The organism is Micromonospora kangleipakensis, from assembly GCF_004217615.1.
Classification (GTDB): Bacteria; Actinomycetota; Actinomycetes; order Mycobacteriales; family Micromonosporaceae; genus Micromonospora; species Micromonospora kangleipakensis.
In genome coordinates this window covers 6,782,855-6,807,252 of sequence record NZ_SHLD01000001.1, presented here as the reverse complement: position 1 = coordinate 6,807,252, position 24,398 = coordinate 6,782,855, and the positions used below count along the sequence as shown (strand labels likewise).

General features: G+C 72.8%; 26 protein-coding genes and 1 pseudogene. 13 read left to right on the top strand and 14 right to left on the bottom strand.

The genetic code is table 11. The annotated features are described in order from the left end of the window. Positions 1 to 17 precede the first annotated feature (17 nt). The 4 genes from xylA to EV384_RS32405 all read left to right on the top strand — a co-directional run bounded on the left by xylA (position 18) and on the right by EV384_RS32405 (position 5,265). The gene (xylA, locus tag EV384_RS32420; protein ID WP_130339420.1) at positions 18 to 1,205 is read left to right on the top strand and encodes a xylose isomerase; all 1,188 of its coding nucleotides are present in this window, start codon (positions 18 to 20) and stop codon (positions 1,203 to 1,205) included. 11 nt (positions 1,206 to 1,216) lie between these two features. Continuing rightward, positions 1,217 to 2,659: a xylulokinase gene (gene xylB / locus EV384_RS32415; protein ID WP_130339418.1), complete on the top strand. Its 1,443-nt coding sequence runs from the start codon at positions 1,217 to 1,219 to the stop codon at positions 2,657 to 2,659. A gap of 40 nt (positions 2,660 to 2,699) precedes the next feature. Beyond that, positions 2,700 to 3,791 carry a DUF5925 domain-containing protein gene (locus tag EV384_RS32410; protein WP_130339416.1) on the top strand — a complete coding sequence of 364 codons (1,092 nt, stop codon included), beginning with the start codon at positions 2,700 to 2,702 and terminating at the stop codon, positions 3,789 to 3,791. A gap of 61 nt (positions 3,792 to 3,852) precedes the next feature. Beyond that, positions 3,853 to 5,265, top strand: a complete 1,413-nt coding sequence (locus EV384_RS32405) for an MFS transporter (protein ID WP_130339414.1) — start codon at positions 3,853 to 3,855, stop codon at positions 5,263 to 5,265. Between the two features lie 141 nt (positions 5,266 to 5,406). Here EV384_RS32405 and EV384_RS32400 read toward each other — a convergent pair whose 3' ends face one another. The 5 genes from EV384_RS32400 to EV384_RS32380 form a co-directional block, all read right to left on the bottom strand. Next, on the bottom strand, positions 5,407 to 7,062 hold the full coding sequence (locus EV384_RS32400) for a glycoside hydrolase family 13 protein (RefSeq protein WP_130340943.1): 1,656 nt from the start codon (positions 7,060 to 7,062) through the stop codon (positions 5,407 to 5,409). An 83-nt stretch (positions 7,063 to 7,145) separates the two neighbouring features. Beyond that, positions 7,146 to 8,219, bottom strand: coding sequence for a LacI family DNA-binding transcriptional regulator (locus EV384_RS32395; protein ID WP_130339412.1), 1,074 nt, complete (start codon positions 8,217 to 8,219; stop codon positions 7,146 to 7,148). A 61-nt stretch (positions 8,220 to 8,280) separates the two neighbouring features. Beyond that, the gene (locus tag EV384_RS32390) at positions 8,281 to 9,243 is read right to left on the bottom strand and encodes a carbohydrate ABC transporter permease (RefSeq protein ID WP_130339410.1); all 963 of its coding nucleotides are present in this window, start codon (positions 9,241 to 9,243) and stop codon (positions 8,281 to 8,283) included. A gap of 1 nt (position 9,244) precedes the next feature. After that, the gene (locus EV384_RS32385) at positions 9,245 to 10,294 is read right to left on the bottom strand and encodes a carbohydrate ABC transporter permease (RefSeq protein ID WP_130339408.1); all 1,050 of its coding nucleotides are present in this window, start codon (positions 10,292 to 10,294) and stop codon (positions 9,245 to 9,247) included. 74 nt (positions 10,295 to 10,368) lie between these two features. Then, positions 10,369 to 11,712 (bottom strand): ABC transporter substrate-binding protein, encoded by a 1,344-nt coding sequence (locus EV384_RS32380; protein ID WP_130339406.1) that lies wholly within the window; start codon positions 11,710 to 11,712, stop codon positions 10,369 to 10,371. 260 nt (positions 11,713 to 11,972) lie between these two features. Here EV384_RS32380 and EV384_RS32375 point away from each other — a divergent pair, with 260 nt between their 5' ends. Further along, positions 11,973 to 12,743, top strand: a complete 771-nt coding sequence (locus EV384_RS32375) for a M23 family metallopeptidase (protein ID WP_130339404.1) — start codon at positions 11,973 to 11,975, stop codon at positions 12,741 to 12,743. A 157-nt stretch (positions 12,744 to 12,900) separates the two neighbouring features. Here EV384_RS32375 and EV384_RS35225 read toward each other — a convergent pair whose 3' ends face one another. The 4 genes and pseudogenes from EV384_RS35225 to EV384_RS32360 all read right to left on the bottom strand — a co-directional run bounded on the left by EV384_RS35225 (position 12,901) and on the right by EV384_RS32360 (position 14,680). Continuing rightward, a complete protein-coding gene (locus EV384_RS35225; RefSeq protein WP_165440126.1) occupies positions 12,901 to 13,044 on the bottom strand; it encodes a GPGG-motif small membrane protein in 144 nt (47 codons plus the stop codon). Then, positions 13,035 to 13,813 (bottom strand): annotated as a pseudogene (locus EV384_RS32370) (metallophosphoesterase family protein). Before EV384_RS32370 ends, EV384_RS35225 begins: the two are co-directional and overlap by 10 nt. Positions 13,814 to 13,823: 10 nt before the next feature. Further along, positions 13,824 to 14,033 carry a hypothetical protein gene (locus EV384_RS32365; protein WP_242624560.1) on the bottom strand — a complete coding sequence of 70 codons (210 nt, stop codon included), beginning with the start codon at positions 14,031 to 14,033 and terminating at the stop codon, positions 13,824 to 13,826. Positions 14,034 to 14,095: 62 nt separating this feature from the next. Further along, positions 14,096 to 14,680: a nucleotidyltransferase gene (locus EV384_RS32360; RefSeq protein ID WP_130339398.1), complete on the bottom strand. Its 585-nt coding sequence runs from the start codon at positions 14,678 to 14,680 to the stop codon at positions 14,096 to 14,098. 155 nt (positions 14,681 to 14,835) lie between these two features. Here EV384_RS32360 and EV384_RS32355 point away from each other — a divergent pair, with 155 nt between their 5' ends. Further along, positions 14,836 to 15,558 carry a dTMP kinase gene (locus tag EV384_RS32355; RefSeq protein ID WP_130339396.1) on the top strand — a complete coding sequence of 241 codons (723 nt, stop codon included), beginning with the start codon at positions 14,836 to 14,838 and terminating at the stop codon, positions 15,556 to 15,558. Here the strand turns inward: EV384_RS32355 and EV384_RS32350 are convergent. Further along, positions 15,543 to 16,232, bottom strand: coding sequence for an SDR family oxidoreductase (locus tag EV384_RS32350; RefSeq protein WP_130339394.1), 690 nt, complete (start codon positions 16,230 to 16,232; stop codon positions 15,543 to 15,545). The genes EV384_RS32355 and EV384_RS32350 overlap by 16 nt on opposite strands. 334 nt (positions 16,233 to 16,566) lie before the next feature. On the opposite strand from EV384_RS32350, the gene EV384_RS32345 reads away from it, so the two are divergent. From EV384_RS32345 to EV384_RS32335, 3 genes are all read left to right on the top strand, one after another. Then, positions 16,567 to 17,481: a MurR/RpiR family transcriptional regulator gene (locus EV384_RS32345; RefSeq protein WP_130339392.1), complete on the top strand. Its 915-nt coding sequence runs from the start codon at positions 16,567 to 16,569 to the stop codon at positions 17,479 to 17,481. Beyond that, positions 17,478 to 18,425 (top strand): N-acetylmuramic acid 6-phosphate etherase, encoded by a 948-nt coding sequence (gene murQ / locus EV384_RS32340; protein ID WP_130339390.1) that lies wholly within the window; start codon positions 17,478 to 17,480, stop codon positions 18,423 to 18,425. Before EV384_RS32345 ends, murQ begins: the two co-directional genes overlap by 4 nt. Before the next feature lie 461 nt (positions 18,426 to 18,886). After that, on the top strand, positions 18,887 to 19,876 hold the full coding sequence (locus tag EV384_RS32335; RefSeq protein ID WP_207232525.1) for a sigma-70 family RNA polymerase sigma factor: 990 nt from the start codon (positions 18,887 to 18,889) through the stop codon (positions 19,874 to 19,876). A 71-nt stretch (positions 19,877 to 19,947) separates the two neighbouring features. On the opposite strand, the gene EV384_RS32330 is transcribed toward EV384_RS32335, so the two are convergent. After that, a complete protein-coding gene (locus tag EV384_RS32330) occupies positions 19,948 to 20,916 on the bottom strand; it encodes a C40 family peptidase (protein ID WP_130339386.1) in 969 nt (322 codons plus the stop codon). A 502-nt stretch (positions 20,917 to 21,418) separates the two neighbouring features. On the opposite strand from EV384_RS32330, the gene EV384_RS32325 reads away from it, so the two are divergent. Continuing rightward, complete coding sequence (locus tag EV384_RS32325; RefSeq protein WP_130339384.1) at positions 21,419 to 21,946, top strand: DUF6232 family protein; 528 nt, start codon at positions 21,419 to 21,421, stop codon at positions 21,944 to 21,946. Positions 21,947 to 22,001: 55 nt separating this feature from the next. Here EV384_RS32325 and EV384_RS32320 read toward each other — a convergent pair whose 3' ends face one another. After that, positions 22,002 to 22,328 carry a DUF3817 domain-containing protein gene (locus EV384_RS32320; RefSeq protein WP_130339382.1) on the bottom strand — a complete coding sequence of 109 codons (327 nt, stop codon included), beginning with the start codon at positions 22,326 to 22,328 and terminating at the stop codon, positions 22,002 to 22,004. A 25-nt stretch (positions 22,329 to 22,353) separates the two neighbouring features. Next, complete coding sequence (locus tag EV384_RS32315) at positions 22,354 to 22,770, bottom strand: hypothetical protein (protein ID WP_207232524.1); 417 nt, start codon at positions 22,768 to 22,770, stop codon at positions 22,354 to 22,356. Between the two features lie 120 nt (positions 22,771 to 22,890). On the opposite strand from EV384_RS32315, the gene EV384_RS32310 reads away from it, so the two are divergent. The 3 genes from EV384_RS32310 to EV384_RS32300 are packed head-to-tail and all read left to right on the top strand — an operon-like array spanning position 22,891 to position 24,107. Then, complete coding sequence (locus tag EV384_RS32310) at positions 22,891 to 23,205, top strand: DUF6158 family protein (RefSeq protein WP_130339380.1); 315 nt, start codon at positions 22,891 to 22,893, stop codon at positions 23,203 to 23,205. Continuing rightward, the gene (locus EV384_RS32305) at positions 23,205 to 23,534 is read left to right on the top strand and encodes a hypothetical protein (protein ID WP_130339378.1); all 330 of its coding nucleotides are present in this window, start codon (positions 23,205 to 23,207) and stop codon (positions 23,532 to 23,534) included. The genes EV384_RS32310 and EV384_RS32305 overlap by 1 nt, the downstream gene beginning before the upstream one ends. A gap of 30 nt (positions 23,535 to 23,564) precedes the next feature. Beyond that, positions 23,565 to 24,107 (top strand): DUF1360 domain-containing protein, encoded by a 543-nt coding sequence (locus tag EV384_RS32300; protein WP_130339376.1) that lies wholly within the window; start codon positions 23,565 to 23,567, stop codon positions 24,105 to 24,107. Between the two features lie 55 nt (positions 24,108 to 24,162). On the opposite strand, the gene EV384_RS32295 is transcribed toward EV384_RS32300, so the two are convergent. After that, entirely contained in the window at positions 24,163 to 24,372 is a 210-nt protein-coding gene (locus EV384_RS32295) for a hypothetical protein (RefSeq protein ID WP_130339374.1), read from the bottom strand. Positions 24,373 to 24,398: the final 26 nt, after the last annotated feature.

Below are 24,398 nucleotides of genomic sequence, written 5' to 3'. Positions count from 1 at the left end.
ATCACCGGAGGTCTGCCATGGCACCCCGTCCCACCCCCGCCGACAAGTTCTCCTTCGGTCTCTGGACAGTGGGCTGGCAGGCCCGCGACCCGTTCGGCGACGCCACCCGGCCCGAGCTGGACGCGGTCGAGGCGGTCCACCGGCTCGCCGGGCTCGGGGCGTACGGGATCACCTTCCACGACGACGACCTGGTCCCCTTCGGCGCGGACGCGGCCACCCGCGACGCCCGGCTGACCCGGTTCCGCAAGGCCCTCGACGAGACCGGCCTGGTGGTCCCGATGGTCACGACCAACCTCTTCACCCACCCGGTCTTCAAGGACGGCGGCTTCACCAGCAACGACCGCGACGTCCGCCGCTACGCGCTGCGCAAGGTGCTGCGCAACGTCGACCTCGCCGCCGAGCTGGGCGCCCGCACCTTCGTGATGTGGGGCGGCCGCGAGGGCGCCGAGTACGACCTGGCCAAGGACGTCCGCTCCGCGCTGGACCGCTACCGCGAGGCGGTCGACCTGCTCTGCCAGTACGTCGTCGACAACGGCTACCAGCTGCGCTTCGCCCTCGAACCCAAGCCCAACGAGCCGCGCGGCGACATCCTGCTCCCCACCGTCGGACACGCGCTGGCGTTCATCTCCACCCTGGCCCGCCCGGAGCTCGTCGGGCTCAACCCGGAGGTCGGCCACGAGCAGATGTCCGGGCTGAACTTCGCCCACGGCATCGCCCAGGCACTCTGGCAGGGCAAGCTCTTCCACATCGACCTCAACGGCCAGCGCGGCATCAAGTACGACCAGGACCTGGTCTTCGGCCACGGCGACCTGCTCAACGCGTTCGCCCTGGTGGACCTGCTGGAGCACGGCGGCCCCGACGGCGGCCCCGCGTACGAGGGGCCGCGGCACTTCGACTACAAGCCCTCCCGCACCGAGGACATGACCGGGGTGTGGGCCTCGGCGGAGGCGAACATGCGGACGTACCTGCTGCTCAAGGAGCGGGCCGCGGCGTTCCGGGCCGACCCCGAGGTGGCCGAGGCCCTCGCGGCCAGCAAGGTCGGCGAGCTGGCCACGCCGACGCTCAACCCGGGGGAGGGCTACGCCGCCCTGCTCGCCGACCGTGCCGCGTTCGAGGAGTTCGACCCGGACGCGGCCGGCGCGAAGGGCTTCGGCTTCGTCCGGCTCAACCAGCTCGCCGTCGAGCACCTGCTCGGCGCGCGCTGAGGCCGGCCGCCATGCCGCTCGTCACCGGGGTCGACTCGTCAACCCAGTCCTGCAAGGTCGTCGTCCGGGACGCGGAGACCGGCGCGCTGGTCCGGCAGGGCCGCGCGCCGCACCCCGACGGCACCGAGGTCGACCCGCGGGCCTGGTGGGACGCTCTGCTCGCGGCCGTCGACGCGGCCGGCGGGCTGGCCGACGTCGCCGCCGTCTCGGTCGCCGGCCAGCAGCACGGCATGGTCTGCCTGGACGAGGCGGGGGAGGTGGTCCGCCCGGCCCTGCTCTGGAACGACACCCGGTCCGCCGACGCCGCCCGGGACCTGGTCGAGGAGGCCGGCGGCGACGGGACCGGCCGCCGGTTCTGGGCCGGGGCGACGGGCAGCGTACCGGTGGCCAGCTTCACCGCGACCAAGCTGCGGTGGCTGGCCCGGCACGAGCCGGCGAACGCGGACCGGGTGGCGGCGGTCTGCCTGCCGCACGACTGGCTCACCTGGCGCCTGGCCGGCGCGCCCGGCCTGGCCGCGCTGCGCACCGACCGGGGCGACGCCAGCGGCACCGGCTACTGGTCCCCGGCCACCGGGGAGTACCGCCTCGACCTGTTGGAGCGGGCGTTCGGCCGCCGGCTGCGGGTGCCGGCGATGCTCGGGCCGGCCGAACCGGCGGGCGTTCTCGATCCCGAGGTGCTCGGCGGCACCGGCCCGACCGGCGTGCTGCTCGGCCCGGGGACCGGGGACAACGCCGCCGCGGCGCTCGGCGTCGGCGCCGGCCCGGGCGACGTGGTCGTCTCGATCGGCACCTCGGGGACCGTCTTCGCCGTGGCCGACACCCCGGCCGCCGACGAGACCGGCGCCGTGGCCGGCTTCGCCGACGCCACCGGCCGGTATCTGCCGCTGGTCTGCACGCTCAACGCGGCCCGGGTGCTCGACGCGGCGGCGTCGCTGCTCCGGGTCGGGCTGGACGAGCTGGCCGAGCTGGCGCTGGCCGCCCCGGCAGGCGCGGACGGGCTGGTCATGGTGCCGTACCTGGAGGGGGAGCGGACCCCGAACCGGCCACTGGCCACCGGCTCGGTGCACGGGCTGACCCTGCACAACGCCACCGCCGGCCACCTGGCCCGGGCCGCCGTCGAGGGGATGCTCTGCGCGCTCGCCGACGGGCTCGACGCGCTGATCGCCCAGGGCGCGCGCGCCGACCGGGTCGTCCTGGTCGGCGGCGGCGCCCGGTCGGCGGCGGTCCGGCGGATCGCGCCGCAGGTCTTCGGCTGCCCGGTGGTCGTGCCGCCGCCCGGGGAGTACGTCGCCGACGGCGCCGCCCGGCAGGCCGCCTGGATCGCCCTGGGCGGGGCGGCGCCGCCCGAGTGGCCGTTCGCCGAGACCCGGGAGTACGCCGCCGACCCGGTCCCCGCCGTCCGGGCCCGCTACGCCGAGGCCCGGGACCGGACCCTCGACCGCGCCGGCGGCTAAACGGCTGTACGGGTGCCGCCGCACTCGCGATGATCGACGGATGCGTACCACCCCCGCCCCCGGCAGCCTGCCCTCGGCCCTCCAGTACGACGACGCGGACACCCCCTGCGACGTCGTCGACGCGCTGGTGCTGGCGGACTTCGTGACGGGGCGGCACCCCTGGTCGCGCACCGTCCGGCTGTCCCGGGTACGTCCCGAGGCCACCCTGACCCCGGCCGACGGGCGGCTCGTGCGGACGGCCATCGAGCACCGGCAGCGTTCCCGGCTGCTCGCCGGCGACGGCTGGACGGCGCGGGTGGTGACCTGGAAGGGGCGAGGCGCCGAGGTCACCGTGACGGCGGTGACCGACGAGGTGGGTCAGGCCGCGCTGGACCGGATCGTCGACGGCGCCGCCGAGCCGGAGGACCCGGACGCGGGGCGGATCGGCTTCTGGCACCAGAACCCGCGCCGGGGCGCGCAGCGCGACCTACGGTCGATCGCCGCGCCGCAGTGGTCCGCCATCCGGCACAACTACGCCTCGGCGGCGCGGACCGCCCTGGACGGGCTGATGGCCGCCACGCCGGAGACCGTTTCGGGGCGGCTTGTGCTGCTGCACGGCGCCCCGGGCACCGGGAAGACCACCGCCCTCCGTGCGCTGTCCCGGCAGTGGCGCGGCTGGTGTCAGGTGGACACGGTCCTCGACCCCGACGTCCTCTTCGCCGACGCGGCCTACCTCTCCGAGGTCGCGGTCGGCGAGGAGGACGACGGGGAGAGCGGCCGGGGCCGGCGGTGGCGGCTGCTCATCCTGGAGGACTGCGACGAGCTGATCCGGGGCGAGGCGAAGCAGGCGGCCGGGCAGGCGCTGTCCCGCCTGCTCAACCTCACCGACGGGCTGCTCGGCCAGGGTCGGGACGTGCTGGTCGCGATCACCACCAACGAGGACCTCTCCCGGCTGCACCCCGCCGTGGTCCGTCCCGGGCGGTGTCTCGCCCGGATAGAGGTGGGGCCGCTGTCGCACGAGGAGGCGACCGGGTGGCTCGGCGGCCCGGCGGGGGTGCCGCCGCAGGGCGCCACGTTGGCCGAGCTGTACGCGCTGCGCGCCGGCGCGACCCCGGTCGCCGCCGTCCCGGTCGAGATCGGCGGTTACCTGTGAGGCCGGGTTCCGGGTGGGGGCCGTCACCGGGCCGTGATCTGCTCCTGGTTTGCTGCCGGACATGATCGGCAGCAGGATCTCCCGACGCGGGAACGCGGCGCACCGGTTCTACAGCGTCGTGGTCTTCGTGGTCCTCGCCTCGCTGGACAACGTGGCGATCGGCCTGGTCCCGCCGCTGTACGGGCCGATCTCCGGCGCGCTGGGCGTGTCCCAGCGGCTGCTCGGCCTGGTCACCGCGGTGAGCTTCCTGGTCAGCGCGGTCGCCGCGGTCGCCTGGGCCTACGTCGGCGACCGGACCAACCGCAAGCCGCTGCTCATGGTCGGCACGCTGATCTGGGCGGCCGGCACCGGCGGCAGCGCGTTCGCGGAGCACTACCCGACGTTCCTGGCCGCCCAGCTCGTCGCCGCGGTCGGGCTCGGGGCGGTCGGTTCGGTCGGCTTCTCCGTGGTGACCGACCTGATCTCGCCCCGTCGTCGAGGGCTGGTGATGAGCTTCTGGGGCCTGTCCCAGGGCGTCGGCACCCTCGCCGGCACGCTGACCGGCGGCATCCTCGGCGCCACCGACTGGCGACGGCCGTTCCTGGTGCTCACCGTGGTGGGGCTGGTCGCGACGGCCGCCTACCTGTTCACGTACGACATCCGGCGCGGGCAGAGCGAGCCGGAGCTGGCCGAGGCGATCGACGCCGGCGCCGAGTACGACTACCGGATCACCCGGTCCGACCTGCCCCGGATCCTGGCCCGGCGGACCAACCGCTGGCTCATCCTGCAGGGGCTCACCGCGCAGGCCGCGTTCGGCTCGCTGGTCTGGCTGCCGGTGCTCTTCTCCCAGCGGGCCGAGGCGCAGGGCTACTCGGCGGCCACCGCCGTCGTGGTGGGCAGCGTCTTCGCCACCCTGTTCCAGCTCGGCGGGGTGTTCTCCATCGTGGGCGGCCTGGTCGGCGACGCGCTGCAACGGCGTACGCCGAGCGGGCGGGCCCTGGTCGCGGCGGTGGGCATCCTCGCGGCCGTGCCGTTCTACCTGGTCCTGTTCTTCGTGCCGATCCGGATCGACGTGCCGGACGGCGCGGGCTCCGGCGCGGTGGTCGCCGCCGTGCTGGCCAGCGTGGTCACCGAGCCCACCGTCGGGCTGAGCCTGCTCACCGCCGTGCTGGCGCTGGCGCTCACCTCGGCCAACTCGCCGAACTGGTTCGCGCTGATCGCGGACGTCAACCCGCCCGAGCACCGGGGCACCGTCTACAGCCTCGGCAACCTGGTCAACGGGGTCGGCCGGGCGGCCGGCAACGGGCTGGTCGGGGTGGCCTTCGCCGGGTTGCGGGCGGCCTTCCCGCCGCCGCTGAACTACGCCGTCGGACTGGCCGCCTTCCAGCTCTTCTTCCTGCCCACCGGCGTCATGTACTGGCTCGCCGCCCGCACCTCGCCCGACGACATCGACTCCGTGCACGACCTGCTGCACGCCCGCGCCGACCGCCTCTGAGCAGCGCCGGCGGCCCTGCGCGTCGGCCCGGGCCCCCGCCGTCCACGCCGGTCCGCGCCGACGGCGGCGAGCGCCGCGGGCCGGGAACGGACCGGCCCGCCGGCGCCGCCCTGGGGCGACGGCCGGCGGGCCGGGCGGTGGTCAGGCGCGGACCCAGACCGTCACGTCCGTCGGGACCCGGCCGTCGTCGTCGAGCGGGGCGCTGCTCTGCAGCACCTCGCCGGTCGGGGCGGGGACGGCGGCCGGGCCGAAGTTGGTCAGCACGGTCAGGCCGCGGTTGCGGAAGGCGAGCACCTCGTCGCCGGAGGAGAGCCACTCCAGCGGCCCCCGGGCCAGCCCGTGCTCGCGGCGCAGCCGCAGCGCGGTGCGGTACAGCTCGTACGTCGAGCCGGGCACCCCGCGCTGCCGGTCCAGGGCGTACTCGGCCCAGCTCGGGGGCTGCGGCAGCCAGCTCGCGTCGGTCGGCCCGAAGCCGTAGGACGGGGCGTCGGCCTCCCACGGGATCGGCACCCGGCAGCCGTCCCGGCCGCGCTCGGTGTGCCCGCTGCGCTCCCAGGTCGGGTCCTGGCGGGCCTCGTCGGGGAGCGTGGTGTGCTCCGGCAGCCCCAGCTCCTCGCCCTGGTAGAGGTAGGCGGAGCCGGGCAGGGCGAGCATCAGCAGGGTGGCCGCCCGGGCCCGGCGCAGCCCGAGGGCGGCGTCCGGCTGCGGATCGCCGATGCCGATGCCGTTCGGCCGGGGCGTGCCCACCGGCAGCCCGAGGCGGGAGGCGTGCCGGACCACGTCGTGGTTGGAGAGCACCCAGGTGGTGGGGGCGCCGACCGCGTCGGTGGCCTCCAGCGAGCGGGTGACCACCGCGTACTGGGCGGGGGCGGTCCAGGCGGCGAGCAGGTACTCGAAGTTGAACGCCTGGTGCATCTCGTCCGGGCGGACGTACCGGGCCAGCCGCTCGGCCGGCTCCACCCAGGCCTCGGCGACCAGGATCCGCTCGCCGTCGTACGAGTCGAGCAGCCGCCGCCATTCCCGGTAGATCTCGTGCACGCCGTCCTGGTCCCACATCGGCGGGCGCGGCTTGTCCGCCTCCTTGCCGGAGAGGATCTCCTGCGGCTCCTGCCAGTTCGCCAGGTCGGCCTGCTTGATCAGCCCGTGCGCCACGTCCACCCGGAAGCCGTCGACGCCCCGGTCCAGCCAGAACCGCAGCACGTCCAGGAACTCGGTGCGGACCTCCGGGTTGTCCCAGTTGAGGTCGGGCTGGCCGGTGTCGAAGAGGTGCAGGTACCACTGCCCGCCGGGGACCCGGGTCCACGCCGGCCCGCCGAAGACGCTCTGCCAGTCGTTCGGCGGCTCGGTGCCGTCGGCTCCCTGGCCGTCGCGGAAGACGTACCGCTGCCGCTCGGGGCTGCCCGGCGCGGCGGCCAGCGCGGCCTTGAACCAGCGGTGCGCGGACGAGGTGTGGTTCGGCACCAGGTCGACGATGACCCGCAGGCCGCGCGCCTTCGCCTCGGCGATCATCTTGTCGGCGTCGGCGAGCCGGCCGAAGAGCGGGTCGACGTCCCGGTAGTCGGCCACGTCGTACCCGGCGTCGGCCTGCGGGGACGGGTAGAAGGGCGAGAGCCAGACCGCGTCGACGCCGAGCTCGGCGAGGTGACCGAGGCGGGCGGTGATGCCGGGGAGGTCGCCGATGCCGTCGCCGTCGGAGTCGGCGAAGGAGCGCGGGTAGATCTGGTAGATGACGGCCTCGGTCCACCAGCCGGTGGCCGGGACGCCGGCCGTTTCCTGCTGCGTCACGTCGGTGTTCAGAGCCTTCTCCCCTTGTGTCGTGCCGTGCCGTCCGAGCCCGGACGGAGGTGCGGTGCGGCCGCCCCGTGGACGGCCGAATCCGTTCAGTGTGCCCGTGGCGGGGCGGTCGACTCCCGCACGACCAGCCGAGTGGGCAGGATCACCGGCGGTGTCGGCGCGTCGCCGGGCGCGTCCCCGCCGCGTGGCGCCGGGAGGCGCCCGGCGTACGGGCCGGCGGTGCGGACGCCGAGCGGGTCGAGCAGGATCCGCGCGGCGAGCAGCCCCTGCTCCGCCGCCGGCTGGGCGATGGTGCTCAGCCCGAGCACCTTGGCCAGGTCGTGGTCGTCGATGCCGATCACGCTGACGTCCTGCGGTACGCGGAGTCCGGCGTCCCGCAGCGCGGTCATCGCGCCCATCGCCATCTCGTCGCAGGCCGCGAAGATGGCGGTCGGGGGTTCGCCCCGGGCCAGCAGCTCCGCGGTGGCGCGGTTGCCGCCGTCGATGGTGAACTGCGACTCCACGTCCAGGCTGGGGTCGGGGCGGATCCCGGCCGTCCGCAGTGCCGCCTGGTAGCCCCGCCGCCGGTCCAGGTGGGTGGTGAAGGCCAGCTCGTCGTCCGGGTCGCCGGAGATGTGCGCGATCCGGGTGTGGCCGAGGTCGAGCAGGTGCCGGGTGGCGGTCCGCGCGGCGCCCACGTCGTCGATCCGGACGCAGGGCCAGCCGGGCACCACCGTGCCGGAGCTGATGGTGACGCCGGGCAGGTCCAGCGCGGTCAGCGCGGTAACCTCCGGCGGGCGCAATGGCGTGGCGACCAGGATGACCGCGTCCACCCGCTTGTGCAGGCTGGCCGTGCGGAGCACCCGCTGACGGGTCTGCTCCCGGCCGCCGAGGTTGTAGAGCAGCAGGTCGTAGCCGGACTCGTGGACGAACTCCTCGACCGCCTCGACGACCGTGCCGAAGAACCACCGGGTGATCCGGGGGACCACCACGGCCACCGTGCCGGTCTTCCCGCCGGCCAGCCGGGACGCGCTCGGAGAGACCGCGTACTGGAGCTGCTCGGCGGCGGCGAGGACCCGGCGCCGGGTCGCGGCCGAGACGGTCGGGAGGCCCCGCAGCGCCCGCGAGACGGTGGCCGTGGAGACCCCGGCCAGGCGGGCGACATCGTCAATCTTGGTCATCGTTGCCCCGCTCCACCCGCGCCCGCCGCCGCCGGGGGACCGGCGGCGGCGGACCGACGGGTCAGCCCTTGACGCTGCCGGCGAGCAGGCCGCGCACAAAGAAGCGCTGGAGGGACAGGAACACGATCAGCGGTACGACGATCGACACGAACGCGCCGGCCGTCAGCCGCTGCCACTCGTTGCCCCGGGTGCCGGCCATCTCGGCCAGCCGGACGGTGAGCGGGGCGGTCTCGCTGCGGCCTCCGGCGAAGATCAGCGCGACCAGCAGGTCGTTCCAGACCCAGAGGAACTGGAAGATGCCGAAGGCCGCCAGGGCCGGGGTGATCAGCGGCAGGACGATGGTGCGGAAGATCTTGGGGTGGGTGGCCCCGTCGACCCGGGCCGCCTCCATCAGGTCCCTGGGCAGCTGCGAGATGAAGTTGTGCAGCAGGAAGACGGCGAACGGAAGCGCGAAGCAGGTGTGCGCGAACCACACCTGGGCGAACTTCTGTTCGTCCACCAGGTCCCAGCCCGGGAGCACGGTGACGCCGGCGATGGTGACGCCGGTGGAGAAGAACTTCAGCAGCGGCACCAGGGCCATCTGCAGCGGCACGATCTGCAGCGCGAAGATCGCGATGTAGAGCAAGTCCCGGCCCTTGAAGTCGATCCAGGCCAGCGCGTACGCGGCCAGCGCCGCGAAGGCCATCGGGAAGAGCACCGACGGGATGGTGATCGCCAGCGAGTTGATGAAGTAGCTGGCGAGCTGGCCCGCCGAGGAGGAACTGCTGAAGAGGACCTCCTGGTAGTTCTCCAGGGTGAACTGCGGGTTGGTGAAGAAGGTCCACCAGCCGGTGGTCTTGATCTGGTCCTCCGGCCGGACCGAGGAGATCAGCAGGCCGAAGGTGGGGATGGTCCAGACCAGCGCGATGATGATCGAGATCAGCGTCGCGGTGCGGCTGTTCAGCCGCTTACGGACGCGGGCGGCGCGGGTGGTCGTCCCGGTGGCCTGGGTGCCGGCGGGGACGGTGGGCGTGGCGGTGGTCATCTCAGCCCTCCCGCTGCTGACGCAGGTTGCGGATCTGGTAGATCACGATCGGGATGACCAGGACGAAGAGGAAGACCGCCAGGGCCGAGCCCTGCCCGTTCTTGCCGTACCGGAACGCCTGGTTGTACATCTCGTTCGCGATGACGCTGGTGTCGTAGTTGCCGTTGGTCGCGGTCCGGACGATGTCGAAGACCTTGAGCGTGGCGATCGAGAGCGTCACCACCACCACGATCAGCGCCGGCCGGATGCTCGGCATGGTGATCTGCCAGAACATCTGCCACGGGCTGACCCCGTCCAGGCGGGCCGCCTCGACGATGTCGGCCGGGATGGCCTTGATCGCGGCGGAGAGCACCACCATGGCGAAGCCGGCCTGGATCCAGATCATGATCACGATGAGCAGGAAGGTGTTCAGCGGCGATTCGAGCAGCCACTGCTTCGGCTCGCCGCCGAGGGAGACGACGAACTGGTTGAGCAGGCCGATCTGCTCCTGCCCGTCACCCCGGTAGGCGTAGACGAACTTCCAGATGATGGTGGCGCCGACGAACGAGATGGCCATCGGCAGGAAGATCAGGGACTTGGCGATCGCCTCGAGCCGGGCCTTGTCCACCAGGACCGCGTAGATCAACCCGAACGAGGTGGCCACCAGCGGAACCAGGATCACCCAGATCAGGGTGTTGATGAGCACTCGAACGATCGAGCCCTCGGAGAACATCCAGCCGTAGTTGCGCAGTCCCACCCAGTTGTTGCTGCCGTCGTCCATGAAGGAGAGCAGCGTGGTGCGGATCGCCGGCACCACCAGCCCGACCGTGAGCAGCAGCAGCGTCGGCAGCAGGAAGAAGAGCGCGAAGAGCCCCTCCCGCTGCTTGCGTCGGCGGGGCAGCGGGGCGCCGCTCGCCGAGGCGGCGATCAGCTGCGCCTCGCGACGGCGGGCGAACCAGGCCGGCACCACGTCGAGGAGCAGGAGCAGGCCGCCCACCACCGCGACGAAAGCGATCAGCCCGTACATCAGCATGAGGAACTTCGGCTGTTCCTCCGCGAAGTCGAACTCCATCGACCCTCCTTCAAGGGTTCGGTCGGGGACGGTGGTCCGGCCCGCCCGCGGGCGGGCCGGACCACCGTCTCAGATCACTTCGGCCAGCTGCTCTCGATGCCGTTGAGCACCGTCGCGGTGTCCTTGCCGTTGATCCAGTCGACCATGCCCTTCCAGAAGGTGCCCGCGCCGACCGCGGCCGGCATCAGGTCCGAGCCGTCGAAGCGGAAGACGGTCTTCGGGTCCTGCAGGATCTGGACGGAGAGCTTGTCCACCGGGTTCGGCACGTTGTTGATGTCGAGCTTCTTGTTCGCCGACAGCCAGTCGCCGATCTTGGCGCGGCTGTTGACGTACTCGCCGGAGGCCAGGTAGGTCTGCACCGCCTGGACCTCGGGACGGTCCGCGAAGGCCGAGACGAACTCGCCGGCACCCAGCACCGGCTTGCCCTTGGCCGGGTCGATGGCCGGGAAGTAGAACGCGAAGACGTCGCCGTCCTCGGCCACCTTGGTGCCCTGCGGCCACTGGTTGGCGTAGAAGGACGCCTGGCGGTGCATGGCGCACTTGCCGGCGGTGATCGGCGTGCCGGCCTCCTGGAAGGAGGTGGTGGCGATGCTCTTCACGCCGCCGAAGCCGCCGTTGACGTACTTCTCGTTCTTGAGGATGGTGCCGGCCTTGTTGACCGCGTCGGCGACCTTCGGGTCGTTGAACGGGATGCCGTGGGTGGTCCACTGGTCGTAGACCTCGGGACCCGCCGTCCGCAGCATCACGTCTTCGATCCAGTCGGTGGCCGGCCAGCCGGTGGCGTCACCGGACTCGATGCCGGCGCACCACGGCTTGGTGCCGCTCGCCGCGATCTTGTCGCTCAGGGCGATGAGCTCGTCCCACGTGGTCGGGACGGTCCAGCCCTTCTCCTTGAAGGTCTTCGGCGAGTACCACACGTACGACTTGACGTTGGAGCCGAGCGGAACGCCGTAGAGCTTGCCGTCGACGGTGCTGTACTTCAGCCAGTCGGGGGTGAAGTTCTGCTCGGCCAGCGCCTTGGTGTCGGCGCCGACCGTCTTGATCTTGCCCGAGTCGACGAACCGCTTGAGCAGACCCGGCTGGGGGATGAAGGCCAGGTCGGGGGCGTTGCCACCGTCGACGCGGACGCCCAGCTGGGCCTCGAACTCGCCGCTGCCCTCGTGGTCGATCGTGATGCCGGTGCAGTCCTCGAACTGCTTCCAGGACTGCGCGAGGCGGTCGGCCTCGATGTCCCGGATCGACGAGTAGATCGTGACCTTCTTGCCGTCGTGGCCCTGGTACTTCTCGTATGCGGCGCACTCGGGGGAGCTCGCCTTGCCGCTCTTCTTGTCGTTGCCGGTGCCGCAGGCGGTGGCGCCGAGCGCCAGCCCCAGTACGCCGGCGATCGCGAGAGCCTGGCGCGATCTGGCAAACGCCATGCCGATCTCCTTCCTTGCCGGCGCGTGGGGAACCGAACCCGCGCCGGTCCGATGGTCGTCCCCACATGTAAGCGCTTGCATCATCCCGAGTCCACCCCCAGCCGGACACGGCCCGGTAACAATCCCGAAACCCCCTCACCGGCAGTGGGCGCGCTCCCAACGCAACGCGCTTCCCGCGGCGCCGGGCCCCTTCCCATCGATGGAACTTTCTGTCACGCTGAGCGGACGAGATCGAAGGATTTCAACATTGGAGGTGCTGGATGCGTAGACGGTGGTTCAGCCTCGCCGCGGCCGCCCTGCTGGCCGCGATCACCCTGGTGCCCGCGGCCCCGGCGCTGGCCGCACCGACCTTCAAGGTGCCCTTCCCGTGCGGCCAGTCCTGGTCCGGGCAGACCCGTTCCGACCACAGCCCGGCGTACGCGATCGACTTCAACCGCACCGACGACCTGGGCGACCCGGTGGTGGCCAGCGCGCCCGGCACGGTCGACCGGGTGACCGACCTCGGCGGCACCAGCTACGGCAAGTACGTGCGGATCGACCACGGCGGCGGATACACCACGTACTACGCCCACCTCAACGGCTTCAACGTCTCCGTCGGCCAGAGCGTCGGCTACGGCAAGGTGATCGGCTGGGTGGGCAGCACCGGCGGCTCCACCGGCCCGCACCTGCACTACGAGCAGCGGCTCAACGGCGACGACATCCAGGCTCGGTTCAACGGCGCGCTCGCGCTCTACTGGGGCACCAAGACGTACACCAGCGACAACAACTGCTCCACCACCGGCTCCGGCACGGTGAACACGGCCGGCGGCGACCTGACCGTCCGCTCCGGCCCGGGCACCGGCTACACCGCGGTCGGCTCGATCGCCGACGGCACCAGGGTGACCATCTACTGCCAGACCAGCGGGACCAGCGTCACCGGCACGTACGGCACCAGCTCGATCTGGGACCGGATCGGCTCCGGCCGGTACATCGCCGACGCGTACGTCTACACCGGGTACGACGGCTACATCCCTAACGTCCCCCGCTGCTGACGGCGGGCGCGGCCGGGCCCTCGGCCTCGCCCGACCGGCAAACGTCACCCCGCCGGAACGCGCGACGCCGGGGTCGTCGTGCCCGGATCTCCTGTCTGGGAGGACGGAGATCCGGACCCGACGACCCCGGCGGGTCAGGGGTTTGCGGAACCGGCGTCTAACTGAAGATGCTGACGCCACCCGGGCCGACCAGAAGACCGACCACGATGAGGACGATGCCCCACAGGATCTGCCGGCGGAACAGCGCGAGGATGCCGGCGACCACGAGTACGACTGCGATAATCCAGAGAATCAGCTCCATGGCCGCTGAATACCCGGCCAACCGAGCCTGGAAACCTGGGTCACCCGACCAGATGATCTCCCAGGTGGAAGATGCTGTACGCCTGTTTGATCACGGGGTGGGCGACGTTGCGGACCCGTACCCCGCCCGGGGTGGTGCCCCGCTCCGTGCCGTGGTGGGCGTGCCCGTGCAGGGCCAGCGCGGTCGGCGCCGAGTCGATCGCCTGGCCCAGCTGGTAGCAGCCGAGGAACGGGTAGATCTCCAGCGGCTCGCCGGCGAGGGTGTCCGGCACGGGGGAGTAGTGGGTGAGCGCGACCAGCAGGTCGCACTCCAGCGCGCGCAGGGCCTTGGCGAGCGCCTCCGAGCTCTCGTTGGTGGTCCGGACGAACGACTTCATCTCCGGCTCGCCGAAGTCGCTGGCACACCGCCCGGCGAAGCCCCCGCCGAAGCCCTTCACCCCGGCCACGCCGAGCCGCCCGCCGGCACACTCCACCACCGTCCCGGTCCCCTCCAGCACGGTGATCCCGACGTCCTCCAGTACGTTCACCACCTGCGGCACCTGGTCGCACTGGTGGTCGTGGTTGCCGAGCACGGTGATCACCGGCACCCCGAGATTGCCGAACTCCTGCGCCACGCAGCGCGCCTCCGACTCGGTCCCGTGCCGGGTCAGGTCGCCGGCGAGCAGCAGCACGTCGGCGCAGTCGGGCAACTCCTCCAGGGCCGGCCGGAACCGGCCGACCACGTCCTCGTCCACGTGCACGTCGCCGACGGCGGCGATCCGGATCACGATCCCACCTCCCTCACGGCAGCTCCTCGGCCTGGGTGGGCGCCTGCGCCCGGATCACCCCGATGTCGCTGGTGACCGGCACGTCGGGGAAGCGCTCGGTCACCAGGCGCAGGATCTCCTCGCGCCGGTGCGGGGTCTCCACCTCGCCGTAGAGCACCAGGCCCCGCTCGCGGCGGACCACGGTGATCCCCTGCTCGGCGACGGCCGGGTCCTCGGCCAGCATCCGGTGGATCTCCGCCTCGACGTACTCGTCGGGCGGTGCGGCGCCGCCGCCGTGCTGCTCGGTCACGGTGTCTCCCTTCCTTCGGGTGTGCCGCCCTGCGGCAGCACGTCCAGCCGGTCGAGCAGCACCAGGAACGCCTCGGCGTACGGCGAGTGCTGCGTGTCCTTCCGTACCCGTTCCCAGTCGATCTGTTCCCGCAGTGAGCGGGCCAGCGGCAGGGCGCGGGCGAAGTCGCAGTAGTGCTGGGAGAAGCTGAGCAGCTTGTGCACCATGAGCTGGGTCGCCGAGAGCACCGGCATGTGGATCGCGTCGACCGGGCGCACGATGGTGTCGGCGAACGTCTCCTCGGTCACCGGGGTCTCGATCGGCCGGTGGATCAGGTCCACCATCCGCCCCTCGTCGTAGACCTTGACCAGCCAGTCCTCGGGCGGGCGCTCGGCGGTGAAGCCTGCGGCGACCAGGGCCTCCAGCGCCCGGTCCACGTCCTGCTCGCGGAGCAGGAAGTCGACGTCGTGGTCGCTGGAGTGGCCGCCGTGGGCGTACACGGCGAAGCTGCCGCCCAGGGCGAACGGGATCTCGGACTGCTTGAGCACGGCGGCGACCTTCTTCAGCGTGTGGACCAGGGTCTCGTCCCCGCGCTCGGCCATCTGGGTCTCCCGTCGTCGTCACATGGCGGTGGGAATGAAGTTGCGTACCCGGCAATCGGGTCGGCCACACCTGGCGGTGGCACGTGTGGCGTCGACGGGCACAGAAAGGGGCAAATCGCCGGGTGGGCGAGCGCGGGTCGGATAGCGTGGGGAAGGTGGTGAGATCAGTGCGGGCGTGGCGCGGCGGGCCCCGACTGCGTACCGTCGCCCTGATCGGCATCGATGGCTCGGGCAAGACCACCCAGGCGCACCGGCTCGCCGAGGCGCTCAGCGCGGCCGGTCACCCGGCCACCTACCATCGCAACGCCGGCGGCCGGCGGTGGCTCGGCCGGCTCGCCCACCGGCTCGGGCGCCCGGACGCCCAGCGGCTCGTCGGGCGGAACGGGCTGCTCGCGGCCGAGTCCGCGCTCCGCTGGCTCGCTATCGCCCTCGCCCTGCTGAGCTGCCTGGTCACCGGCCGGACCGCGGTGATGGACCGCTACTCCGCCTGCCAGTACGCGAGCATCCGGGCGCACGGCGGTCAGCGGTGGGAACGGCTGGCCCGGGCCGGCTACCGGCTCTTCCCGGCCCCGCGGGTGACCTTCCTGCTCGCCGTGGACCCGGCCGAGGCGTACCGGCGGATCGAGCGGCGCGGCACCGACCACGAGAGCATGCGCTGGCTCACCGCCGCCGCGACCGCGTACCGGACGCTGCCCGAGTATCCGAGCTTCGTGGTGGTGGACGCGGGCGGTTCACCGGACGAGGTCTCCCGCCGGATCCGGGCCCACCTCACCGAGTGGCTGCCGGCGGGCTCGTCGGCCGACACGCCGCCGCCCGCCGGCCCGCCCACGGGCGGTGCGGAGCCGGCCGGTCCGGTGGCGGCTCAGGCCCGGCCGTAGACCGGGATGCTGGCGCCGCTGGTCGGCGCCGACTCGTCGGAGGCCAGGAAGCGGATCACCGCGGCGATCTCCGCGGGGGAGACCCAGCGCCGGTGGTCGGCGTCCGGCTGGGCGGCGCGGTTCGCCGGGGTGTCGATCACGCTGGGCAGCACCGTGTTGCACCGGACCCCGCGCGGCCGGTACTCGACCGCCACCGCGTTGGCGAAGGCGAGCACGGCGGCCTTGGCGGTGGCGTAGCCCGCCGCGCCGGGGAAGGGCGCCACCGCGGCCCGGGCCGAGACGCAGACCACCGCGCCGCCGCCGGCCGCGACCAGGTGCGGCAGCGCCGCCTGGGTGACCAGGTACGTCGGGCGGAGGTTGATCCGGAGCATCCGGTCGAACTCCTCGACCGGGGTCTCGTGCACCAGCCCGCCGCTGGCGTACCCGCCGACGAGGTTGACCACCGCGCGCAGCGGCGCGTCGGGGTCGGCCGTGGCCAGCTCGACGGCCCGGGCGACCCCGGCGGGTTCGAGCAGGTCCGCGGTGACCCGGACCGGTCCGGACCCGGCCGGCTCCGTCGCCGCGCCCTCCCGCTCGGGTACGACCACCCGCCAGCCGGCCCGGAGGAAGGCGGCGGTGACCGCCCCGCCCAGCCCGCCCGTGCCTCCGGTGACCAGCACACTGCGCTCCGCCATGGGCACACGCTAGCTGCCGGCGGCGCCCGGCCGGGGCCCAGGGCGGGGGTTTCGACGGTCCGCGCCTCCGCCGGCGGATCGCCTCCCCGCCGACCTGCGCCGGGTCGCCGTGGCACCCCGCCGACCGGCGGGCCGGGCTGGCCGTCCGGTCGGCCGGACGGGGACGACGGCCAGTCGGCGGGCCGGCCGGCACGGCCGAGTCGGCCTTACCGGATGAGGCGGCCGGGCTGGGGGAATGGCACCCTTGCCGCGAGGGACCGGCGCGGAGGGCGTATTTTTCGGGATACGGGCGGTGATGGTTGACGCTCACGCCTCATGAAAGTAAGTTTCATCCGTGGCGAAGAGTCCGAAGATTTCTGCGAGTCACGAGCCAGGTGGACTGATCGTCCACATCAGTGGCCTGCTCCCCTCGCTGTCCCCGGCCGAACAGCGGGTCGCCCGGCTGGTCGTCGCCGACCCGGCGGACGCCGCCCGGCGCACCATCACCGACCTCGCCACCGCCGCCGCGACCTCCGAGGCGACCGTCATCCGGTTCTGCCGGTCGGTCGGCATGGACGGCTACCCCCAGCTGCGGATCCGGCTCGCCGCCGAGGCGGCCCGCCGGATCGAGCCGCCGGACGCCCGGGTGGTCGGCGGTGACATCCCGCCCGGCGCCGACCTCGCGCAGATCATCGCGACCATCGCGTTCAACGACGCGCGGGCCGTCGAGGAGACCGCCGAGCAGCTCGACCCGGCCGTCTGCGAGCAGGTCGTCGAGGCGATCGGCGGGGCCGGCCGGATCGACGTGTACGGCGCCGGCGCCAGCGGCTTCGTCGCCTCCGACTTCCAGCAGAAGCTGCACCGCATCGGCCGGACCGCCTTCTACTTCCCGGACGTGCACACCGCGCTCACCTCGGCGGCCCTGCTCGGCCGGGGCGACGTCGCGGTCGGCATCTCGCACACCGGCACCACCTCCGACGTGATCGAGGTGCTGGAGCAGGCGCGGGCGCGCGGCGCCACCACGGTGGCGCTGACGAACTTCCCCCGGTCGCCGATCACCGAGGTGGCCGACTTCGTGCTCACCACCGCGGCCCGGGAGACCACCTACCGCTCCGGCGCGATGGCCAGCCGGCTGGCCCAGCTCACCGTCGTCGACTGCCTCTTCGTCGGGGTGGCGGCGCGGAACCGGGCCAGGGCGAAGAAGGCCCTGGAGGCGACCGCCGAGGCGGTCCAGTCGCACCGGGTGGGCTCGACGCGGAGGCGCGGATGACCGCCGGGCGGGTGGAGCGGGACGAGTTGGTCGCGGTCCGGCCGGTGGTGCGCGTCGGCGCGCCGACCGAGCGGCGCAACCCGCACAGCGTCGACCTGGACCTGATGTCGACCCGGGACGTGCTCACCGTCATCAACGACGCGGACCGGCGGGTCCCGGCCGCGGTGGCCGCCGTCCTCGACGAGATCGCGGAGACCGTCGACCTGGCGGTCGCGGCGCTGCGGGGTGGGCACCGGGTGCACTACTTCGGCGCCGGCACCTCCGGGCGGCTGGGCGTGCTGGACGCGGCCGAGCTGGCCCCCACCTTCAACTCGCCGCGGCACTGGTTCTGCTCCCACCTGGCCGGCGGCCCCGAGGCGATGTGGCGTGCCGTCGAGGACGCCGAGGACGACGAACGGGCCGGCGCGGCCGAGGCCGCCGAGTGCGTACGCCCCGGCGACCTGGTGGTCGGACTGGCCGCCAGCGGGCGCACCCCGTACGTCCTCGGGGCGCTCGCCACGTCCCGGGCCCAGGGGGCCGCGACCGTGCTGCTCTGCGCCAATCCGGAGGCCGAGGCCGCCTCGTCGGTGGACGTCTTCATCGGCGTGGACACCGGACCGGAGGTCGTCACCGGGTCGACCCGGATGAAGGCGGGCACCGCGCAGAAGTTGGTGCTCAACACGTTCTCCACCGCCGTGATGGTGCGACTCGGCCGGGTCTACTCCAACCTGATGATCGACATGGTGGCCACCAACGCCAAGCTGCGCGGCCGGATGATCTCGATCCTGATGGAGGCCACCGGCTGCGCCGAGGAGATCTGCCGGCAGGCGCTGAACGAGGCCGACGGCGACCTGAAGACCGCTCTCGTCTCCCTCGTCTCCGGCGCCGAGGTCTCCGCCGCCCGGGCCGCCCTGGCCCGCTCCGCCGACCAGGTGCGCGACGCGCTGGACCTGCTCGCCTCCTGACCCGGGCGCCGCGCCGTCCCCCGGCGCACCGCCCCGCCCGCCCCACTGCGACGCGCGTCACGCCGCGTACGGGACGTCTTTCGCGCTGCGGATTGTTCATCGAGGGGTGGGGTAATCCTCACCCGTGGCTGAACCGACCGGTCCACCGACGCGTATCTGGCAGTGACCAGGATCGCATTGAGGCGGTGACGCGGGTCGCTGTGTTCATGGAATTCGCAATGGTGCGATTCCGTGGGGGCACGACGATTCCGCTGATCCGTCGCTTCGTTCCCGGGGCGGCGGGCGAGCCGACCGACCGGGGTCCTGACAGCAAACATGGACCGGGCTCTCAGCTACCACTCAGGCATTCGTGACACTTTCGACTCACGACATGGAATCCCCGACACGTCTCATCTGTTGTGTAGGTGTCAGCACCGGTGGGCACAGCGGAAGTTGCGGGGGAGGGGCTGATGGACGTGGGTATGGCAAGGAACCGGGCAACCGGCGCGAGCGAGGGGACCGTGGGCACCGTGGACAAGAAGATCGGCATGCGAACCGACGAGGTTGCCGAGGAGCGCGACCTGGTCGGCGTCTACCTGCACGAGATCTCCCGTACGCCGCTGCTGGACGCCGCCAAGGAGGTCGACCTCTCCAAGGCGATCGAGGCCGGCCTCTACGCCGAGCATCTGCTCGGGGAGGACCGCGTACCGGACGGCGTCGACCGGGAGGACCTGGAGCGGCTGGTCGTCGAGGGCGAGCGGGCGAAGGACCTCTTCATCCGCGCGAACCTGCGACTGGTCGTGTCGATCGCCCGACGCTACGTGCGGTCCGGGATGCCCATGCTGGACCTGATCCAGGAGGGCAACACCGGCCTGGTCCGGGCGGTCGAGAAGTTCGACTACGAGCGGGGCTACAAGTTCTCCACCTACGCCACCTGGTGGATCCGCCAGGCGATCAGCCGGGCGATCGCCCAGCAGGAGCGCACCGTGCGGCTGCCCGTGCACCTGGTGGAGGACGTCAACCGGATGCGCAACGTGGCCCGTCAGCTCACCCGTGAGCTGGGTGGCGACCCGGAGCCGGAGCAGATCGCGGCGTCCCTCGGGGTCACCGTCGAGCGGGTCAACGAGCTGGTCCGCTGGTCGCAGGACACCGTCTCGCTGGACACCCCGGTGGGCGACGACGGCGACACCAACCTCGGCGACCTGGTCGCCGACAGCGACGCCCCGTCGCCGGAGGACATCGTCCTCACCGGCCTGGAGCGGCAGCGGATCGAGGGTCTGCTCAACCACCTCGACGACCGCTCGGCCGGCATCATGCGGGCGCGCTACGGCCTGGAGGACGGCCGGGAGCACTCGCTGACCGAGGTGGCGTCGCGCTTCTCGCTCTCCCGGGAGCGGATCCGCCAGCTGGAGATCCAGGCCCTCGGCCGGCTCCGTGAGCTGGCCCGGGCCGAGGGGCTGCAGGCGGCCTGAGCTGGTAGCAATTGAGCAGACGAACGGCCGGCGTCCGATAGGGGGACGCCGGCCGTTCGCCGTCTCCAGGGTCAGCGCACCCGGCCGTACCCGGCGATGGTCATCATGTCCATGTCCCGCTTGAGGACGTTGCGGCCCGCGCTCGGCGCGTCGATCACCTGACCGCTGCCGACGTAGAGCGCCACGTGCCCCAGCCCGGAGTAGAAGACCAGGTCACCCGGTTGCAGCGAGCCGCGGCTGATACGCGAGGTGGCGTCCCACTGCATCGCCGCGTTGTGCGGCAAGGACTTACCGGCCGCCCGCCACGAGGCCAGCGTCAGGCCGGAGCAGTCGTACCCGTCGGGGCCGTCGGCCCCCCAGACGTACGGCTTGCCGATCGCCCCGTACGCGTACCGCACGGCCACCCCGGCCGAGCCGGAGATCGCCGGCGCGCTCCCGGCGGAGGTCGACCTGGTGGGCGCCTCGGTGGCCCGCCCGTACGCCTGCCGGCGCAGCTCGTAGAGGCGGTCCAGGTCGGCCTGGATCTTCTTCTTGCCCGCGGTGAGCTGCTTCGCCTGGGCGGCCTCCCGGGCCAGGGTGGCGTCCAGCCGGGTCTTCTCGTCGATCAGCTTGCGCTGGTTGGCGGTGAAGCCGGCGATGGTCGCCTGACGCTGCCGGGTGAGCTGGTCCAGGGTGCCCAGCCGGTCCGGCAGCGAGCTGACCGTGCCCCGGTCCAGCAGGGTCTGCGCCGTCCGCAACCCACCGGTCTTGTACGCGACGACCGCGATCTGGCCGACGTCGGCGCGGCTCCGCTCGGCCTGTGCCTGCAACGGGCCGATCTTGGCCTGCAGAGCGGCCGCGGTGGCCTTGTTGGCCTTGATCTCCTCGTTGAGCTTGTTGTAGGACTCGACGATTCGCTCCAGCTCAGTCGAGGACTTCTCGATCTGCTTCGTCAGCTCGGCGGGGGTGGGCTCGGCCCGAGCCACCGACGCCGGGGCGATCAGGGCGGCCGAGAGGCCGGCGACCGCCAGCGAACGCAGCAGGATCCGTAAGGACGACAAGAGCGGAAAGCTCCTCTCCCACGGTCGCCGGGCCGGCTTTCCCTCCCGGCGACACCGGCCCGGGGCCATCCGGGTGGATGGCGGTCGACCGGTCCGGCTCGGACAACCTAACCCGGGACGGGAGTCACTCGCAGTTGAAGCAGGGGCGAATGTTGGCAAAGTGACCGGAAGTGCCGCTGGGGCGGACTACGCTTCGTGACCACTTTGCCGGCCGGCCGTCGCGGCCCCGTCCCGGTCCGCGCGCTCCGGGCGGTTCGCGTGATTCGTCGTTCTGGGCGGATGTCGTCAGACAGCGTTCCGCAAAATCCTGACAAACACCGAAATGGATTTGGTTTGTCGGCATAGCCGGCCGCCGCAGCCGCCCGCGGGCGCCGAAAACCGCCGGTCCGGCTGGCGCGACCGCAACACAATGAAGCGCGGAGCCGGGAATCCCGTCGGACGGCATCGGCGCCAGCTCACCGGCGGCGCAGACAGCCCGGCGCGCGAGCCCTGGGAGGACGCCGTGCAGACCGATGGCTCCGCCACCCACCCGCCCCGCTCGCCGAAGGCGACCGGCGCGGCCGCGACCCTGCTCTACGCGCGACCCGGCATCGTCGTCACCGGTGAGCGCTTCACCGTCGGCCGGAACAGCTGGCCGGTCGCCGAACTGACCCAGCTCCGGACCGGTCGCGGCCCGCACGACCGGCTCGCGGTCCGCGCCGTCGTCGTCACCGCCGCCATGATCGGCGGCGTCGGGGTGCTGCTCGGCTTCACCGGCGGACTGCAGCGGCTCACCGCCGGGGCGTACCTGACGTTGGGGACGGTCGGCCTGCTGCCCCTGGCGCTGGTGCTGCTCGGCGACCGCTGGCGGCCGCCCGCGTACGAGCTGTGGGGCCGGTACCGCGGCACCGAGGTGCTCCTCTTCAGCAGCGACGACGAGCGGCAGTTCGGTCAGGTCACCCGCGCGCTGCAGCGGGCCCGCGAGGGCGCCCGCCACGGCGGGTGGGGGGAGCCGCTCGCCGCCGCCGACCCGTGGCGGCCGAACCGCTGACCGCCACGCGCCAACCGCTGACCGCCGGGCCGGCCGCCGACCCCCGGCCCGGTGGTCAGCCGGCGACCGGCTCCGGCGTCCGGGGCCGCTCGGCGGTCAGCCAGTGGCTGACCCGGCGCTCCGCGTAGAACGACACGAACGGCACCGTGCCGGCGAGCATCACCAGCAGCATCCGCTTCGGCGGCCAGTCGACCCGGCGGGACAGGTCGAAGGTGGCGGCCAGGTAGAGCATGTACAGCCAGCCGTGCGCGGTGCCCACCACCGCCACCACGCTCGGGTTGTCGAAGCCGTACTTCAGCGGCATGCCGACCAGGACCAGCACCACCAGCGCCACGCCCACGATCCAGGCGATCACGCGGTACCGGGTAAGGGCTCCGCCCACCGTCGTCCGTCCTTCCGCACCGGCCTCAGCCGGGATAGTCACCGGGCTTCGCGTCCGGGTTGGCGTTCAACCATGACAGGTAGCGGTTGTACTCGGCGAGGTCGCCGTCCTGGACCCCGTCGCCGGGCACCGGCACCCGGCTGACCCGCACCGGCCGGCGTACCCCCGCGGTGGCGGCGGCGGGCTCGGAGCCGGCGGTCGCCGACGGCGCCGGGGTCGGCCGCTCGGTACGCGTGCCGCGCAGCGTGTGTCGCACCTCACGCCACCAGACGAAGACCACGAAGCCGGCGAAGACCGGCCACTCGATCGCGTACCCGAAGCTGAGCGTGTTGCCGGAGGCGGCCCGGGTGACCTGCCACCAGCCGAGGCAGAGAAAGCCCACGACCAGCACGACCATGGCCACGTGGCGGGCGATCCACGCCGGTGTCCAGAGCCGCTTCATGCCCTCGAGCGTACCGGGGCCACCCGCCATCTCCGACGCGGTGTCGTAGCTGGTGGGGTTTGGTGGCACGCCGGCTGGGCATCCGTCTAGACGCCAGCCCGAACGAGACGAGGGGCGACGATGACCGAATCAGTACGCCGGACCGGTGACGCCAGCCCGGAGCAGCGGATGCCGGAGTGGGACGGCGACCACGTCAGGGACGCGACCAGCGTCGACGTCGACGGCGAGCTGCTCGGGGTGGACCCCTCAGAGCTCGGCGACGAGGACCTGATCCGGGAGATGCAGAGCCTGCACCGCACCCGGCTGGACACCCTGCGACACGCGGCCGACTCCGCGCTCGCCAACCACCTGCGCCGCACCGCCGAGCTGGAGACCGAGTACCTCGCCCGGCACCCGGGCCGCGAGGTCGACCCGAGCCGGCTGCGGGACGTCTGATGGCGGCCCACGCCGAGCGCGGCATGTCCGCGCCGCCCGAGGTGGTCTTCAACACGGCAACCGACCCTGACCGCGCGGCGGCCTGGCTGCCCGAGCCGCTGCGTCAGGACGGTGACCGCCGCCCGGAGGTGGTCAGCGCCGCGCAGCTGCGGGCCCGGTGGTGCAGCGACTCCGCGCCCGGGTGGTCGGCCGAGATCCAGGTCGAACCGGCCGACGCCGGCGGCGCCCGGGTCCGGCTGGACCTGGCCGGCGGGGACACCGACGGGCTGGCCGACGAGACTCTGGCCAACCTCGCCCGCGAGGTGGCCGACAACCTGACCGCCGGCTGAGTCGGCCCAGTGACGAACCGAGGATACCGGGTGACCACCAGTGGCCTGAGGAGGAAGGTGGCGCGGCTGCGCCAGGCGTACGCGCCGGACGAGCACCGGCCACTGGGCGGGTACCTGGTCGCGATGGGCACCTACGCCACCGTCACCGCGGCCCTGGCCGGCGTGGTCCGGGCGACCGGGCGGCCGGTGCCGGAGCATCCCGCCCCGGCCGACGTGGTGCTGCTCTCGATCGCCACCCACAAGCTCAGCCGGCTGCTCTCCAAGGACGCGGTCACCAGCCCGCTGCGCGCCCCGTTCACCCGCTACGACCACCCGATCGGCAGCGGCGAGGTGATGGAGCAGGTCCGCGACCGGGGCAGCCCCACCCGGCACGCCATCGGCGAGCTGCTGAGCTGCCCGTTCTGCCTGGCGGTGTGGGTGGCCACCGGGCTCACCGGCGGTCTGGTCCTGGCCCCCCGGCTCACCCGGCTGGTCGCCACCGCGCTCACCGCCGTGGCCGCCTCCGACTTCCTCCAGATGGGCTACGCGGTCGCCCAGCAGGCGGCCGAGGGCGGGGACGACGACGAGATGTGACCCGGATACGACGAAGGGGCCGGCGTCCGCGCCGGCCCCTTCCGCTCGTCCGGGATCAGGTGGGGGTCGTCCCGTGGTCCTCGCCGGCCCAACCGCGTGACGCCTCCGGCTCGCGCTCGTCCTCGTCCTCGGCGGTGATGATCTCGTCATCCACCGCGGTCTCCTGGTGCTCCCGGGAGAAGTCGGGATCCGCGTTCGGATCCGGGCCCTTCGGCGGCTGGCCGAGCGCCTCGATGTGCTCGTGCCCTTCGTCGCGGTCGGTCATCGCACTGTCCTCTCCGTCGTCCGGGT